Genomic DNA, 16,482 nt, shown 5'->3' on the forward strand with positions numbered 1-16,482 from the left:
TCACTTAATCATGCGGTGTCGAAGCGCTAATCAGGGCTTCCCTGGTCGCTTCGCTTCGGGGCAGATCGGCGGTGATACGGCCATCGGCCATCACCAGAATACGGTCAGCCAGTGCCATCACTTCATCCAGCTCGGAAGAAGAGAACATCACCGCCAGCCCACGTTGCGCCAGGTTGCCAATCAGGTGATAGACATCGGTTTTCGCCCCCACGTCAATGCCGCGCGTGGGTTCATCCAGCAGTACCACCTGTGGACCGGTCATCAGCGCTTTGCCCAGCACCACTTTTTGCTGATTCCCGCCGCTGAGTGAGGTGATGGGAAGTTCCGCATCGCTGACTTTAATCGCCAGTTGACTGATCATCTCATCCACCCGGCCCCGCTCCTGCTGCGGATTGAGCATCCGCAACGCACGACGAAAACCGCGCAGGCTGAGTTCAGTAAGGGTCATATTGGCGGTGATCGACATTAGCTGTACCACACCCTCGGTCTGACGATCTTCCGGCACCAGGGTGATGCCTTTTTTCAGCCGCTGCTGAAAGCTTTGTTTGTCGAGGATGGCACCATTCAGACAGACACTGCCCGACTGGCAATGCATCATGCCGATCAGCCCCTTAAACAACTCGGTACGCCCGGCACCGAGCAGACCGTAAATGCCGATAACCTCACCTTTGCGCAATGAAAACGACACATCATTCAGTTTGTAGCCGCCGTTCTGATGTAACGCCGTCAGCCCCGTGACATCGAGCACCGTCTCGCCCTGTGGCGCAGGTTGGTAATCAAAATGTTTTTTCTTGTCCCCGACCATCTGTTCAATGATCCACGGGATAGAGGCATCGCGAACTTCGCGTTCACTGATAAAACGTCCATCACGGAAGATGGTGATGTGGTCACCAATTTCCATCAGTTCCTCCAGCCGGTGTGAGATATAGATGATGGTGACGCCACGCCGCTTCAGTTGGTCAATCACGTTAAATAGCACTTTGACCTCGGACTGGCTCAGGGCGCTGGTAGGTTCATCCATAATGAGTACCCGCGTGTCTTTCGACAGCGCCCGGGCAATTTCCACCAGTTGCTGATGGCCGATGCCCAGCTCCCCCAGCGGAGCATAGGGATCCACATCCAGCTCCAGTCGCTCCAGCAGGGATTTCGCCAACGCATACTGATATTTTTCATTGATCACGCCACGCTGGAAAAACTCGTTGGCGATGAAGATGTTGTCCATCACATTCATATTGGGGAACAGGTTCAGCTCCTGAAAGATGATGCTGATACCATGCTGTTCCGCCTGATGGGTGGAACTGAGCGTGACCGGTGCACCATCAAGCCAAATCTCACCGGACGAGGGCGTCTCCACCCCCGCCAGCATTTTCATCATGGTGGATTTGCCCGCGCCATTTTCACCAATCAGCACGTTAACCTTGTTGCGGTAGACACGATAGTTAACCTGATCCAGCGCGGTGACGCCGGGATAAATGCGCGAGACATTGCGGGTTTCGATAATCACATCCGGCTGTCCGGCGGGCTGAGGATTGTGCATCGCCATCTCCTTATTGCCGGGTGATTTGCGCCGGGGTGATATCCGGTGCCTGTTGCGGAATATCCCAGCTGCTGAACACGCCAGCCAGCGCCACTTTATCGCCGGTTTTCGGTTTAAAGGTCTGCATCATGTTAGACGCCTGTTGATTGATGGCCCGGCCATAGTCACCAAACAACACCTGATCGTTGAAGTCCTGATAGCTGGCCCCTTTGTAGACATCACGCAGGGCGGTACCGCGGATAATTGGCCCCATCTGCACCGTCACCGTTTCGCCGGACGCATCTTTCACCGTCATTTTTCCACTGCGTGAAGTGGTGTTAACGCCGGTGACTTCGCCCTGCACGCTCACACTGAACACGCAGGGATTCTCTTCCTGGCTGCGATAACCCAAGGTTTTACAGGCGGTATCAAAATCCTTCGCGGATTGCAGTTCTTTCATCAGTTGCGCCAGCGGCTTCGCGTCATGCGCCACCTGTGGCACCAGCTTTTGTTGCCATGTGCCCGCAATATTTGTCATTTGCGGATTGGGGGGATTCTTCAGGTCGGCCAGCTCCTGCTGCGACACAATGCGGCAGCCGCTGAGGATCACAACAGGAAGCAGCAGCCAGAGTCGTCTGTACATCACATTCTCCCTGGCGCCCGACGCGCGGGCGCACCTGCGTGAAATTAAGATTTGTAGTTAAAATCCTGAACGTTTTTCGCATTTTCCGGGGTGATCAGGATGCCGCGGAACATTACGCGCTGTTTCTCAGGTTTGGTGCCTTTCTGAATATAGTTATCAAGATCGGTCACGCCCTGTGCGGCAATTGCCTGTGCCTGCAACATCACGGTGGCTTTCAGTGATCCCGCCTCGACCGCATCACGTTCGTCGTTGCTGCCATCAATCCCCACCACGGTGACATCATTACGTCCGGCCGCTTTCAGCGCGGCAATCGCCCCCAGTGCCACCGGGCCATTGCCACAGATCACCCCTTTCACATCCGGATGCGCTTGCAGGATGCTGTCCATGATGCGTTTGCCATCGATCAGCGTACCTTTGGCATCCTGGCGCGCCACGCTCTGCATATCGGGGTATTGATCGAGGACCTGATGGAAGGATTTGGAACGGGTGACACAGTTATTGTCGGCGAGGTTACAGGTCAGTTCAGCATATTTGCCCTTCTCACCCATCTTCTCCACAAACACGTTGGCCACGTCTGAACCAGCCTGGAAATTGTTGTGGGTGATTTGTTCCAGCGCCACATCGTCAACCGGGATTTCACGGTTAATCAACACCACCGGAATACCGGCATCTTTCGCCTTTTTGATCGCCGCGACGCTGGCGGTGGAATCGGCGTTATCCAGCACGATGCCCTGCACCTTTTTGCCGATGGCCGCATCGATCAGCTCACTCTGTTTCTTTACATCTTCACCGTGCGACAGCACGCTGGTTTTGTAGCCGAGTTCCTGCGCCTTCAGGTTGGCCCCTTTCGCTTCAGAGGCGTAATACGGGTTATCCAGGGAATTTACCAGAATCATAATGGTGCCTTTGTCCGCCGCGAGGCTGACATGTGAAACCAGACAGCTGGCAATGGCGGTTAACAGCAGGGTACGGGTTTTCATGGTGATGTCTCTCATTGTAATTATTACGTTTGCAGGGTTGTCGCCTTCTCTGGTGCGGGCGCGGAACTACCAAATAGTGAAGCCACCGTCGATCATCAGATCGGCGCCGGTGATCATGTCGCTGCCATTGCTGGCGAAGAACAGTACTGCCGCAGCGATTTCATCGGTGTAGGCGAAGCGACCCAACGGAATCAGGGTTTTCATTTGTTCCCCCTTCTCGCCGCGCCAGGCTTTTTCACCCATGGGGGTCAACACCACCGTCGGCGACAGGGTGTTGACGTTAATACGATATGGCGCAAACTCTTTCGCCATCACTTTGGTCATGCCCAGCAGCCCGGCTTTGGCCGAGGTGTAGGCCACATGGTTATCGATAGCGATAGACGCAGCTTGTGAGGCGATGTTAATAATCTTGCCGCCCTGACCGGCGCGGATCATGCGTCTGCCTGCCGCCTGCGAGCAGAGAAAAGGCCCGGTGAGGTTGACGGCAATTTGCTTCTGCCATTCGGCAAACTCGGTTTCCAGCACCGGTTGCAGCATCACGTAACCGGCGCAGTTCACCAGGATATCGAGATGGCCGTAATGCTGTTCAACGCGGGAGAAAGCCTCCTCCACCGATTGCGGATCGGTGACATCACAGCAGACCAACAACACGCGCTCAGCATCAAACTGACTGCTGACGCTGGCGACTTTGTCGCTTTCGAAGGGAGGGTAAAGCAGCGCCAGGCGGGCACCTTTTTCCAACAGCATCTGGTTACTGGCCATGGCGATCCCACCGAGTCCCCCCGTCACCACCGCGACTTTACCGGACAGGTCCTGGTCTGAATTCACGCCGTAGCGCAGATTTACATCATATTCCCCACTCATCCTTACTCTCCCTGGTTGTCAGTCGATAGCTCTGGTTATGGCTGGTCAGCGGATGACACTTGCCACTCATTTTCGAACAAAAATATAAGCTATCGTTTGTTAATGGTTTGTGGGTGAGATCAAATTTCATACAAATTACCAGGATAATTTTTATATGCATGTATTTATTGATATTTATAAAATAACGTAAAAATCAGCATGGATAAAAGCGCTGCTTTGTCATTGTGAAATCAATTCCATATCGATTTTATATTTTCGTTCGAAAATCAATGTTTGTGCGAGTCACCTCGCAAATCCCCTGAGCGCAGAGTAAAATCAGCTCGGGTTTCTTTTCGCAACGATCAGACCGTGATTGGAAAAAGGGAGAGTTTCGATTGAAAAGTAAAACTGAGCAGCTGGCCGACATGCAGCAGCGCCGTGAGAAGATACTTGAGATGATCCGTGAAGACGGTACGGTCACGGTAAAAGCGCTGACAGAAACCTTTGGCTTAACGGAAGCGACGATTCGTACCGACCTGCGCATGTTGCAGAAGGCCGGGCATGTGCAGCGTTATCATGGGGGGGCCACCCTGATGACCGGTAAGCAAAATACCGGTGCATTGTTGCTGGAACGTCAGACGCATCTGGACGAAAAGGAAGCAATTGGTCGCCTTGCCGCGCAGTATGTTGAGAACGGTGATACGGTGATTTTCGATTCCGGCACCACCACTACGGCGATTGCCGAAGCGATTGGCCATATCCGCCGTCTGTCAGTGATCACCACAGCGGTAAACATTGCGTTGAAACTGGGAGGGGAGCCGGGGATCAATATCCTGCTGACCGGAGGGACGTTTAAGTTTCCCACGCTGTCGACGTCGGGAGAAAAAGCCGCCTCGTTTTTTGAGAACGTGCTGGCCGAAAAGCTGTTTCTGGCGACGGCTTGTATCTCTCCTCGTCTGGGTTTAAGTTTCCCCAGCGAGACCGATATCAAGGTGAAGATGGCGATGATTCAGTCAGCCAGTACCGTGTTTGTGGTGGCCGACTCGAGTAAAATTGATAAGGTTTCGATGTTCGCCCTGCCCTGCGACTGGAGCCATATTCACTATCTGATCACCGATAGCGGCATTACGGCCGCGCAAATCGCTGCCTTTGAAGCGCTGGGTGTGCAGGTGCTGGTTGCCCCGCCACTGGCCGTGGCGCAGCGTCGGGCGATGTAAATCACCATCCCGTCCGTAGCGGCGCGATTTATCGCGCCATTCCATACACGATATCGGCAAAACCCGCGCGATAAATCGCGCCGCTACGAAACACTATGGATTAATTAAAACCCTAAACTATCCAGCAAATCATCGACCTGGTCCTGGTTCGCCACCACACCCGGTGCATCGGTGTGAATCTGCGGTCCATTCAGCAGGCTGTTGCTTTGCTTACGCTGCTCGGCACTCACTTCTGGCATGTTTTCCAGCAACACCATCAACAGCTGGCGTTCAATTTCCTGGATAACATCCATCATGCGCTTAATCACCTGCCCCGTCAGATCCTGGAAGTCCTGCGCCATCATGATTTCCAGCAGCTGCTTGTTGGTAAACGCGGTGTGCTCCGGTACGGCGGTGAGGAATTCGCGCGTATCCGAAACCAACTCGCGAGCATCCGCCAGCTCAATCGGGTTTTCAAACCAGGCATCCCAGCGGCCTTTCAGCTGGTTAGCGCCGGCTTCCATTTTGTCCTGGTGCGGCTGCGCCGCTTCAACGCAGTTCAGCGCACGATCTGCCGCCTGCGCCGTCATCTGCACCACATAATCCAGACGATCGCGCGCATCAGGAATCGCTTCTGCCGCTTCAGCAATCGCCTGATCCAGCCCCAGCTCACGCAGGCTGTCACGCAGCATGCGCGTCAGCGAGCCGATGCGGGCAATGATATCCTGTGCCGAGACTTCTTCTGTTGGTTTCGGAAGGTCGCTCATCACATCTCCTTACATACCCAGTTTTTCGAAGATCTTGCCTAATTTTTCTTCCAGTGTGGCCGCAGTAAACGGCTTCACTACGTATCCGCTGGCTCCGGCCTGCGCCGCCGCGATGATGTTTTCTTTCTTCGCTTCTGCGGTTACCATCAGCACCGGCAGTTTGCCCAGCGTGGCATCGGCACGAATGGTTTGCAGCAGTTCCAGACCGTCCATGTTGGGCATGTTCCAGTCAGAAATTACAAAATCAAAGCCGCCTGCGCGCAGTTTGGTCAGCGCATCCGCGCCGTCTTCTGCTTCTTCAACGTTATTGAATCCCAGCTCTTTTAGCAGGTTGCGGACGATACGACGCATCGTATTGAAGTCGTCCACCACCAAAAAGCGCATATTTTTATCAGCCATATCTACTCCTGTGTTGTCTTGCCCGGCAGGACGGGCCTGTTAAATTCGCAATGCCTGTCCGGCGCTAATTTTTGCCAGCATGTGCTGGCTGATGTGGCCTAAATCAACCACTTCACTGGCTCCGCCGAGGGCAATTGCCTCACGCGGCATACCAAATACCACGCAGCTGGCTTCATCCTGGGCGATGGTCCAGGCACCGGCACGATGCATTTCCAGCATCCCCGCCGCACCGTCGTTACCCATCCCGGTCAGAATCACTCCCACTGCATTTCGTCCAGCGTTAACCGCTACCGATCGGAACAGCACATCCACCGAGGGTTTGTGCCGATTAACCGGTGGTCCGTCGTTCAGTTTCACCACATAGTTGGCACCGCTACGCCCCAGCTCCATATGCATTGCGCCTGGCGCGATATAGGCATGGCCGGGCAGAATGCGCTCGCCATCCTCCGCTTCTTTCACCGTTATCTGGCACAGCTTGTTCAGCCGTTCGGCAAAGGAGCGGGTAAAGCCTGGTGGCATATGCTGGGTAATCAGCAGCGCCGGGCTGGTAGCCGGTAACGGCTGAAGGACATGACGAATCGCTTCGGTGCCACCGGTAGACGAACCAATAGCGATCAACTTTTCACTACTCAGCAACGGTACCGCTTTCAGCGTGACGGGTGGCGGCGTTGCCGCGCGGGCATGCAATTTGGCACGCGCCGCCGCACGGATTTTGTCGGCAATCATCTGGCTATAGGCCAGCATTCCCTCACGGATACCCAACTGCGGTTTGGTGACAAAATCCACTGCGCCCAGCTCCAGCGCACGCAGCGTGATTTCTGAGCCTTTACCGGTCAGTGATGACACCATCACCACCGGCATTGGCCGCAGACGCATCAGCTTTTCGAGAAAATCGAGGCCATCCATGCGCGGCATTTCCACATCCAGCGTCAGCACTTGCGGGTTGTACTGCTTGATTAGGTCACGTGCCACCAGCGGGTCCGGCGCAGTCGCGACCATCTCCATATCGGGATGGCTGTTGATGATTTCTGTCATCAACTGCCGCATCAGCGCAGAGTCATCCACGCACATCACGGTGATTTTGCTCATCGTCTTTCCTTGGTCAGTCCATAGACTGTCTGTCCACGCAGCCAGAACTCTTTACTGATCTGGCTGAAGTTCTCTGAATGCCCGGCAAACAACACACCACCCGGCTTCAGCAGGGGAACAAACCGGCGCAGGATTTGCTCCTGCGTCTCTTTATCGAAATAGATCATCACGTTGCGACAGAAAATCGCATCAAACGGTCCCGGCAGCGACCAGTCATTGGCCAGCAAATTCAGCTGCGCATAACTCACCTGACTGGACAATTCAGAACGTACCCGCACCATGCCTTCATGCGGACCCGTGCCGCGCAGGAAAAAGCGCTGTAGCTGTGATTGCGACAGTGTGCGCAGTTCCTCCTGGCGATAAACGCCCGCCACCGCTTTTTCCAGTACCTGGGTATCAATATCGCTGGCATGGACCTGGAATTTCCCCGGCCCGGTGCCCAGCGTTTCCGCCAGCGTCATGGCGATAGAGTAAGGTTCCTCACCGGTTGACGCGGCAGCACACCACACGTTGTAGCTGCCACTGCGCTTACGTGCATGGTCGGCTAAAATCGGGAAATGATGCGCCTCACGGAAAAACGAGGTCAGGTTAGTGGTCAGCGCATTAATAAATGCCTGCCACTCGGCGCTGTTCGGATCCTGCTCCAGCAGACCCAGATAGCGGCCAAAATCATCAATATTCAGCATGCGTAGCCGACGTACCAGACGGTTATAAACCATCTCGCGTTTGTGGTCGGCCAGCACGATACCGGCACGCTGATAGATCAACTGGCTGATACGACGAAAATGCGCATCGGAAAGCGGCAGACGCTGTACCATTTGCGTCAGCAGCGATGTCGCTTCATTTTGATCCAATAACGTCGATTTCTTCATCTCAGGTCACCCGGCAACAAACTGATTAAATTATGGTTACTGCGGTTGCTACTGTGCTGCCAGTGCGCACCCAGGTATGTGGGCCGTGTTGCCACGGCCTCAGGGCTTAAAAGGTTTCCCAGTTATCGTCAGCGCGGGCGCCCGCCGGTTGAGCCAGTGCTTTTGGCGCCGCCGGATGCAATAATTTTGGCGCTGTAGATACGTTAACGGCCTGGGCGACAAATTCTTTACCAATATTGAACACCGCGACCGACTGTTTCAGTCGGCTGGCCTGATCTTCCAGCGCGGCAGCCGCAGTGGCGGACTCTTCCACCAGTGCGGCGTTCTGCTGTGTCACGCGGTCCATTTCGTTAACCGCCAGACCCACCTGGTCAATCCCGCGGCTCTGCTCATCCGACGCCGAGGCAATCTCGCCCATAATGTCCGTCACCCGCGTGACCGCGTTGACGATATTGGTCATGGTCTCGCCTGCACTCTCCACCAGCACCGAACCGGTGTTGACACGGTTTACCGAGTCCTCAATCAGCCCTTTAATTTCTTTCGCAGCCTGGGCGCTGCGCTGTGCCAGGCTGCGCACTTCACCGGCCACCACCGCAAAACCACGGCCCTGTTCACCGGCGCGCGCGGCTTCGACGGCGGCGTTCAGTGCCAGGATATTGGTCTGGAAGGCAATGCCGTCGATCACGCTGGTGATATCAGCGATTTTCTTCGAGCTACCGGCAATTTCTTTCATGGTAGTGACCACGCCATCCACCACTTTGCCGCCCTGCTGCGCGGTATCGGAGGCAGTCAGCGCCAGCTGGGAAGCCTGACGGGCGTTTTCGGCATTCTGTTTCACCGTGGCGGTCAGCTGCTCCATGCTGGCTGCGGTTTCTTCCAGCGAAGCCGCCTGTTGCTCAGTACGTGAGGAGAGATCGTTGTTGCCCATGGCGATTTCGCTGGCACCGGTATAGATGGCGTCAGAGCCATCACGCACGATGCGTACGGTACGTGCCAGTTCCTGCTGCATATGTTGCAGCGAGCTGAGCAGATCACCCATTTCGTTAGTGACGCTGACCTCAACCTGCTGCGTCAGATCTCCACGCGCAATATGGCGAATATGTTCGATACTCTGCTTCAGTGGACGAATCAGTGCCGCACGCATGCCACTCCAGACCAGCGCGATCAAGACCAGAGTGACCGCCAGCAGGGCGATAATCAGCCAGACGGACTTGTGATACGCCGCCAGGTTGTCATCAATACCGCGCTGCGCGAGGATTTTGTTGTAACCCAGCCACGCGTTGTAATCCTTTTCAAATTTGTCCTGGAAGCCCTGAGTCGGCTGGTCAACAAACCCTTTGAAATTACCGGCGCTGAGAAAATCAATCAGTTCCGCCAGTGCACCGTGGAACGCGTTGTAGTTGGCCTGTAACGTCAACACGTTTTCTGCCGTTTTGCCTTTTTCTGACAGATTGGCGTTAAATTCGGCAAAGCCCTGATCGGCCGCCTTCAGTTCCTCGCTGGCCAGCGCAACCAGTTCTTTCACCGTTGCGCCCGATCCCGCCTGCTGGCTATCCAGCAGATAACGGATTCCGGCACGGTTCAGCGTGTTACGCGCCTGAACCAGAGAAACCCATGAGGTGCCCATCGCCCGTTGCAGAGTGACGAGGCGCTGGTTATAAGCAAAATTGTCCTTATCGGCTTTCACCGTTTGAAAAAACATCCCTCCGGAAAACAGCTGCAGCAAGGCAAACAACACCAGCACGCACAGCAGGCCGGAAACGACACGAATACGACTAAACATAAACACCTCATTGGTTGGCGGATCGCTTCTGTTATCGGCGTGTGAAGTGTGATCTTTATGTTGAAAGGAAGGGGTTGGACCAGCTGTGACAACTGTGCCGCTACCCTGCGGTGCGATTTGTAGCGGCGCAATTTATTGCGCGGGTTTTAAAAGACGCGCGATAAATCACGCCGCTACGGTAAGGTGTCAGTGGGTGAGGGTGTTAAAACGTTTCCCAGTTGCTGTCGCTGACCGGTGCGGTCACCGCTTTACGTGGCATATCGGGTACTTTCGGTGCAATCTGCGGATGGCGCGTCATTATGGTCGCTTCCTGCGCACGCGGAATCTTAAACACCGATACCGACTGGCTCAGGCGGCTGGCCTGATCTTCCAGTGAAGCCGCAGCGGCCGCAGATTCTTCCACCAGTGAGGCGTTCTGTTGTGTCACGCGATCCATCTCGGTCACCGCCTGGCCGACCTGATCGATACCACGGCTCTGCTCATCGGATGCCGAGGCAATCTCGCCCATAATGTCCGTCACCCGCGTAACCGCGTTGACGATATCGCTCATGGTTTCCCCTGCCGTCCCCACCAGCGCCGAGCCGGTATTGACGCGATTCACCGAGTCCTCGATCAATCCTTTGATTTCCTTCGCCGCCTGCGCGCTGCGTTGTGCCAGGCTGCGCACCTCACCGGCCACCACGGCAAAACCTCGACCCTGTTCACCGGCGCGTGCCGCTTCCACCGCGGCATTCAGCGCCAGGATGTTAGTCTGGAAAGCAATACCGTCGATCACGCTGATAATATCGGCAATTTTCTTCGAACTGCCGGCGATGTCATGCATGGTGCGCACCACGCCATCCACCACGTTGCCGCCTTTCTGCGCGGTTTCTGATGCGCTGAGCGCCAGCTGCGAAGCCTGACGGGCATTTTCGGCGTTCTGTTTCACCGTGGCCGTCAGCTGTTCCATGCTGGCAGCGGTCTGTTCCAGCGAAGCCGCCTGTTCTTCGGTGCGGGCGGAGAGATCGTTATTTCCGGCGGAGATTTCGCTGGCACCGGTGAAGATGGCATCAGAACCGTCACGCACGTTGCTGACGGTACGCACCAGCGACTGCTGCATTTCCTGTAAACCTTCCGCCAGCTGGCTCATTTCGTTGCGTCCTTCCACCTGAATCGGCTGCGTCAGATCGCCGGAGGCAATGTGGCGGATATGCGACAGCAGCTGTTGCAGCGGCAGGATCAGCACCGAACGTAAACCAAACCAGCAGCCAATAATCACGGCAATCACCAGCAGTGCCACCGTTGCCAGCAGCCACATCATGGTGTCGAACGCGCGCTGATTCTGCTCTGCCCCGGCTGCCGCCAGCTCGCTCTGTTTGGTACGCCAGACCTCATACGAGGCTTTCATCTTCACCTGTTTAGCTTCGATGTTTTGCGCAAACATGCCTTGCAAATCATCCGCTTTTAACCGCTCCAGCATCGCTTTCAGGCCGTCGTTATAGGCCGCGTAGTCCGCCTCCAGCCGATCGCGCAGTTCCACCGGAAAACCGGGCGTTGCGGGCAGATTGTAATAACGCTGGAAATAGCCTGACGCCGCATCAAGTTGTTTTTCCGTTTGCGCGATAAGCGCACTGAGCTGGCCGCCATTGGTCTGCGCAGCCATACTTCCCTGCATACGTAACATCGCGCGGTTCAGCACCGTGCGTGTCTGGTTAAGTTCAATCCAGGCATCACTCATCGCCGCAACGTTGTCGGTGGACACCTGTGCGACAGCAAATGCCTCCTTATCTTTTTGTAAAGCAGACCAGAACAGCCCGCCAGAAATTAACTGTAAAGCACCAAATACCAGCAACACGGCAATCAGGCTGGTGACTACATTGATTCGTTTTAACATGGGTTCCCCAAAAAGGTGTTTTCGGCTCCCCTGTTATCGACCGCGCCGCTGAATTTCTGAGGATGTTTAAGCCACTTTACAAAGTAAAATTCTGCCTTTTATTCCTGTGGCAGAGTTTTATAAGTAAAAAAATTAACATTAAAAAAAATGCGCCTTTAAAAGGCGCATGGGGTTAACACGAATGACAACAACGTCAGAACGTTTCCCAGTTGCTGTCGCTCACCGGGGCCGTCACGGCTTTACGTGGTACATCGGCGACTTTCGGCGCAATCTGCGGATGGCGCGTCACGGCCGGAGCAACCTGGGTGCGGGGGATCTTAAACACCGATACCGACTGGCTTAAACGGCTGGCCTGATCTTCCAGCGAGGCGGCTGCCGCCGCAGATTCTTCCACCAGCGAGGCGTTTTGTTGTGTCACGCGATCCATCTCGGTCACCGCCTGGCCGACCTGATCGATACCACGGCTTTGCTCATCGGATGCCGAGGCAATCTCGCCCATAATGTCCGTCACCCGCGTGACCGCGTTGACGATATCGCTCATGGTTTCCCCTGCCGTCCCCACCAGCGCCGAGCCGGTATTGACGCGATTCACCGAGTCCTCGATCAATCCTTTGATTTCCTTCGCCGCCTGCGCGCTGCGCTGTGCCAGGCTGCGCACCTCACCGGCCACCACGGCAAAACCTCGACCCTGTTCACCGGCGCGTGCCGCTTCCACCGCCGCGTTCAGTGCCAGGATGTTGGTCTGGAAGGCAATGCCGTCGATCACGCTGATAATATCGGCAATTTTCTTCGAACTGCCGGCGATGTCATGCATGGTACGCACCACGCCATCCACCACGTTGCCGCCTTTCTGCGCGGTTTCCGACGCGCTGAGCGCCAGCTGCGAAGCCTGACGGGCATTTTCGGCGTTCTGTTTCACCGTGGCCGTCAGCTGTTCCATGCTGGCAGCGGTCTGTTCCAGCGAGGCAGCCTGTTCTTCGGTGCGGGCGGAGAGATCGTTATTTCCGGCGGAGATTTCGCTGGCACCGGTGAAGATGGCATCAGAACCATCGCGCACGTTGCTGACGGTACGCACCAGCGACTGCTGCATTTCGTGCAGATTGGTCGCCAGCTGGCTCATTTCGTTACGCCCTTCAATCACGATGGTCTGCGTCAGATCACCCTGTGCGATGTGCTGGATATGTTTGATGTTGCTGTTAAGCGGGTTGATCAGCACTTTGCGCAGACCAAACCAGCACAACACAATCACCGCCACCACGGCCGCCATTACCACCGCCAGCAGCCAAACCATATGGTTATAGGCTGCGAGGTTGGCCGCCACACCGGCGTTGGTCAGACGGTCCTGATCGGCACGCCACTGGGTGTAATCCGTCAGAAATGCGCTCTGCGACGGCGCGACCGGGAGTTTACCTGCACCTTCTACATCGTTGGCCTGGAGCGCATCCTGCATCTGGTTTAACGCTCTGCTGTAGGCGCTGTAGGTTTCATCCAGATGTTTGTTGAGTTGCGCATTCTGACCCGGGGTGTCCGGAATACTTTTAAACACCGAGTAGAAATTCGCTGCCTTGTTCTGGAAGCTTTTGCTCTGCTCAAACATGCTGGCGAGATCGGCGGTCTCACCCGAAAGCTTGCTATTGGCAATACGCAGCATGACACGCGTCAGCAACACGCGGCTTTGGTTAAGACTCATATAAGCGTCGTTGATCGCCGCGGTATTTTTGCTTGCCAGTTGTGCAACATTAAAACTGCTTTTGTCATTGCTTAGCGCTTTGAAAAACAGCGAGCCTGATGCCAGCTGCAAAAAGCCAAACACCAACAGCACCAGCAATAAACTGGTGACAACACGGATTTTCGTAAACATACCTTGCCCTGAAAAGTGAAAAAATGCAGTGGATTTATCGGCCAGAGGGTGGCGAAATTGAGAGCAAAAAGTGAATTAATTGCAAACTTGATGTTGATTTATAAGGAATTATTTCTATCAGGAATGATAACGGGCCGGTCATCCCGGCCCGTGACTCAACAATTATGCGCTACGCAGCGTGTCCATCAGCGCCATCTCTTCACTGCTCAGCAGCTTCTCGATATCGACCAGAATCAGCATACGTTCACCCAACGCGCCGAGACCCGTCAGGTACTCGGTTGACATGGTCACGGCAAATTCCGGGGCCGGACGGATTTGGTCCTGGGTCAGCGACAACACATCAGAAACGCCATCCACCACGATACCCACCACGCGGTGTTCCAGATTCAGCACGATCACCACGGTGTTTTCGTTGTAATCCACATCCGGCTGCGAGAACTTCACGCGCAGGTCGATAATCGGCACAATCACGCCACGCAGGTTGGTCACACCCTTGATAAACTCCGGGGTGTTGGCGATGCGCGTTACCTGATCGTAGCCACGAATTTCCTGCACTTTCAGGATATCGATACCGTACTCTTCATCACCGAGGGTGAAGACTAAGAACTCCTGGCCCACGGTTTCGCCAGCGATTTTCGTCACGGTTGCCATTCCAGTCATTGTATTTACCTTTTCGTTATCGATTACGCTGCGGCACCGGCCACACGCTTTTCACGGTTCAGTGATTGCAGGGCTGAAACATCTACAATCAGCGCTACACTGCCATCGCCAAGGATGGTGGCGGCGGAAATACCCGGCACTTTGCGGTAGTTACTTTCAAGGTTTTTCACCACCACCTGGTGCTGACCAATCAGCTGATCCACCAGCAGGGCGTAACGACGGCCCGCGCTTTGCAGGATCACCACAATGCCCTGCGTGGCATCGGTCTTGGCGTGCTGCACATCGAACACATTCCACAACTCGACCAGCGGCAGATATTCGCCACGCACTTCCAGCACACGCTCACCACCGGCCAGTGGCTTCAGTTCTTCAGCACGCGGTTGCAGCGATTCCATCACCGCGTTCAGCGGCAGGATGAACACTTCATCGGCCACACGAACCGACATACCATCGAGGATCGCCAGCGTCAGTGGCAGCAGGATACGGATAGTGGTGCCTTTACCCTGCTTCGAGGCGATTTCAACGTGGCCGCCCATTTCCTGAATGTTTCGTTTCACCACATCCATGCCGACGCCACGGCCCGATACATCGGTGACCTGCTCAGCAGTGGAGAAGCCCGGTGCGAAAATCAGCATGCCGACTTCTTCGTCGCTCATGCTTTCGCTCACCGGCAGACCCGAAGACATCGCTTTTGCCAGGATACGTTCACGGTTAAGACCGGCACCGTCATCGATCACTTCGATGCAAATGTTACCGCCCTGATGTTCTGCGGACAGCGTCAGATTACCGACGGCACTTTTACCCGCGCCCAGACGTTTTTCCGGCGATTCGATACCGTGGTCAAGGCTGTTGCGGACCAAATGGGTTAACGGATCGATGATGCGTTCGATCAGGCTCTTATCCAGTTCGGTCGAGCTGCCGAGTAGCGTCAGCTCCACTTCTTTACCCAGCTTACTGGCCAGATCGCGTACCAGACGGGGGAAGCGACTGAAGACGTACTCCATCGGCATCATACGAATCGACATCACCGATTCCTGTAAATCGCGCGCGTTACGCTCCAGCTGACCCATGCTGTTCAGCAGGTCGCCATGCGCCACCGGATCCAGTGCGCCAGAACGCTGTGCCAGCATTGACTGAGTAATCACCAGTTCACCGACCAGGTTAATCAACTGGTCAACTTTCTCGACCGCAACGCGGATACTGCTGGATTCGCTGGCTTTGGCAGGGGCTGCCGCGCGTTTGTTTTCACGCTTCACTGCCGGGGTGATCTCGGTGACGGTGGCGCTTTGTACCGGTTCAGCCACGACAGGTGCTGCTGGTGCGGTTTCCACCGACGCGCTGCTGCCTTCCGGGAAAAGAATCTGCGTTTCTTCAAGCACAAAACACAGCACAGCGACGATGTCATCTTTGCCGACACCTTCAATGGTGGCTTCCAGCGCGTTGGCGCTTTTCACCACATCGCTTAGCGTGCCAAGGTTGCCCAGTTCTTCCAGCAACAAATCCGGTTCTTTCTCTTTCAGATCAACCAGGTGCAGGCGTAAACCCGCGCTGCTGACAGTGGGTGCAACAGGCTCGGCGACTGCCACCACCGCCGGGGCTGCCGGGGCTACCCCTTTGGCTTCAAGGGCCAGCTGACGCAGTGCTTCGCAGATGTAGTTGAAGCTTTCTGCATTCGGTTCCTGCGCGGTTTTATAGGCATCGAGCTGTTCCTGCATAATATCTTTGGTTTCCAAAAACAGGTTGATGATGTCGGTGCTGAGCGCCATTTCACCACGACGCGCACCGTCCAGAATGTTTTCCAGGATGTGAGTGGTTTCCTGTAAAACCGTAAAGCCAAACGTACCGGCTCCGCCCTTTATCGAGTGGGCGGCGCGGAAGATGGCATTCAACTGTTCGGAATCTGGCTCCTGGGGATCCAGTCCCAACAGGTGTTGCTCCATGTCCGCTAACAGCTCATCGGCCTCATCAAAAAACGTCTGGTAAAAATCGCTGATGTCCAT

The 16,482-nt window shown here is 55.3% G+C and carries 14 protein-coding genes; 1 reads left to right on the plus strand and 13 read right to left on the minus strand.

Annotated features, from left to right (window positions below):
* Nucleotides 1–4: 4 nt before the first annotated feature.
* The 4 genes from RCF31_RS04710 to RCF31_RS04725 form a co-directional block, all read right to left on the minus strand.
* Nucleotides 5–1,537 carry a sugar ABC transporter ATP-binding protein gene (locus RCF31_RS04710; protein WP_416412653.1) on the minus strand — a complete coding sequence of 511 codons (1,533 nt, stop codon included), beginning with the start codon at nucleotides 1,535–1,537 and terminating at the stop codon, nucleotides 5–7.
* Between the two features lie 10 nt (nucleotides 1,538–1,547).
* Entirely contained in the window at nucleotides 1,548–2,159 is a 612-nt protein-coding gene (locus RCF31_RS04715; RefSeq protein WP_416412654.1) for a DUF2291 family protein, read from the minus strand.
* Nucleotides 2,160–2,203: 44 nt separating this feature from the next.
* Nucleotides 2,204–3,139, minus strand: coding sequence for a D-ribose ABC transporter substrate-binding protein (locus tag RCF31_RS04720; protein ID WP_084874010.1), 936 nt, complete (start codon nucleotides 3,137–3,139; stop codon nucleotides 2,204–2,206).
* 66 nt (nucleotides 3,140–3,205) lie between these two features.
* Nucleotides 3,206–4,003 carry a GolD/DthD family dehydrogenase gene (locus RCF31_RS04725; protein WP_416412655.1) on the minus strand — a complete coding sequence of 266 codons (798 nt, stop codon included), beginning with the start codon at nucleotides 4,001–4,003 and terminating at the stop codon, nucleotides 3,206–3,208.
* 374 nt (nucleotides 4,004–4,377) lie between these two features.
* On the opposite strand from RCF31_RS04725, the gene RCF31_RS04730 reads away from it, so the two are divergent.
* On the plus strand, nucleotides 4,378–5,199 hold the full coding sequence (locus RCF31_RS04730; protein WP_416412656.1) for a DeoR/GlpR family DNA-binding transcription regulator: 822 nt from the start codon (nucleotides 4,378–4,380) through the stop codon (nucleotides 5,197–5,199).
* 104 nt (nucleotides 5,200–5,303) lie between these two features.
* Here RCF31_RS04730 and cheZ read toward each other — a convergent pair whose 3' ends face one another.
* The 9 genes from cheZ to cheA all read right to left on the minus strand — a co-directional run bounded on the left by cheZ (nucleotide 5,304) and on the right by cheA (nucleotide 16,482).
* The gene (gene cheZ, locus RCF31_RS04735) at nucleotides 5,304–5,945 is read right to left on the minus strand and encodes a protein phosphatase CheZ (RefSeq protein WP_299452332.1); all 642 of its coding nucleotides are present in this window, start codon (nucleotides 5,943–5,945) and stop codon (nucleotides 5,304–5,306) included.
* A 9-nt stretch (nucleotides 5,946–5,954) separates the two neighbouring features.
* A complete protein-coding gene (cheY, locus tag RCF31_RS04740) occupies nucleotides 5,955–6,344 on the minus strand; it encodes a chemotaxis response regulator CheY (RefSeq protein WP_013508787.1) in 390 nt (129 codons plus the stop codon).
* A 39-nt stretch (nucleotides 6,345–6,383) separates the two neighbouring features.
* Complete coding sequence (locus RCF31_RS04745) at nucleotides 6,384–7,433, minus strand: protein-glutamate methylesterase/protein-glutamine glutaminase (RefSeq protein WP_299452328.1); 1,050 nt, start codon at nucleotides 7,431–7,433, stop codon at nucleotides 6,384–6,386.
* On the minus strand, nucleotides 7,430–8,305 hold the full coding sequence (cheR, locus tag RCF31_RS04750) for a protein-glutamate O-methyltransferase CheR (RefSeq protein ID WP_310617006.1): 876 nt from the start codon (nucleotides 8,303–8,305) through the stop codon (nucleotides 7,430–7,432). The genes RCF31_RS04745 and cheR overlap by 4 nt, the downstream gene beginning before the upstream one ends.
* A gap of 106 nt (nucleotides 8,306–8,411) precedes the next feature.
* The gene (locus RCF31_RS04755) at nucleotides 8,412–10,088 is read right to left on the minus strand and encodes a methyl-accepting chemotaxis protein (RefSeq protein ID WP_416412659.1); all 1,677 of its coding nucleotides are present in this window, start codon (nucleotides 10,086–10,088) and stop codon (nucleotides 8,412–8,414) included.
* 202 nt (nucleotides 10,089–10,290) lie between these two features.
* Nucleotides 10,291–11,961: a methyl-accepting chemotaxis protein gene (locus RCF31_RS04760; protein WP_416412661.1), complete on the minus strand. Its 1,671-nt coding sequence runs from the start codon at nucleotides 11,959–11,961 to the stop codon at nucleotides 10,291–10,293.
* Nucleotides 11,962–12,154: 193 nt separating this feature from the next.
* On the minus strand, nucleotides 12,155–13,822 hold the full coding sequence (locus RCF31_RS04765; protein WP_416412662.1) for a methyl-accepting chemotaxis protein: 1,668 nt from the start codon (nucleotides 13,820–13,822) through the stop codon (nucleotides 12,155–12,157).
* A 162-nt stretch (nucleotides 13,823–13,984) separates the two neighbouring features.
* Nucleotides 13,985–14,482: a chemotaxis protein CheW gene (gene cheW / locus RCF31_RS04770; protein ID WP_084874001.1), complete on the minus strand. Its 498-nt coding sequence runs from the start codon at nucleotides 14,480–14,482 to the stop codon at nucleotides 13,985–13,987.
* Nucleotides 14,483–14,505: 23 nt separating this feature from the next.
* Nucleotides 14,506–16,482 (minus strand): chemotaxis protein CheA, encoded by a 1,977-nt coding sequence (gene cheA, locus RCF31_RS04775; RefSeq protein WP_416413213.1) that lies wholly within the window; start codon nucleotides 16,480–16,482, stop codon nucleotides 14,506–14,508.

It is taken from the genome of Pantoea sp. App145 (assembly GCF_047947045.1).
GTDB lineage: Bacteria > Pseudomonadota > Gammaproteobacteria > Enterobacterales > Enterobacteriaceae > Pantoea.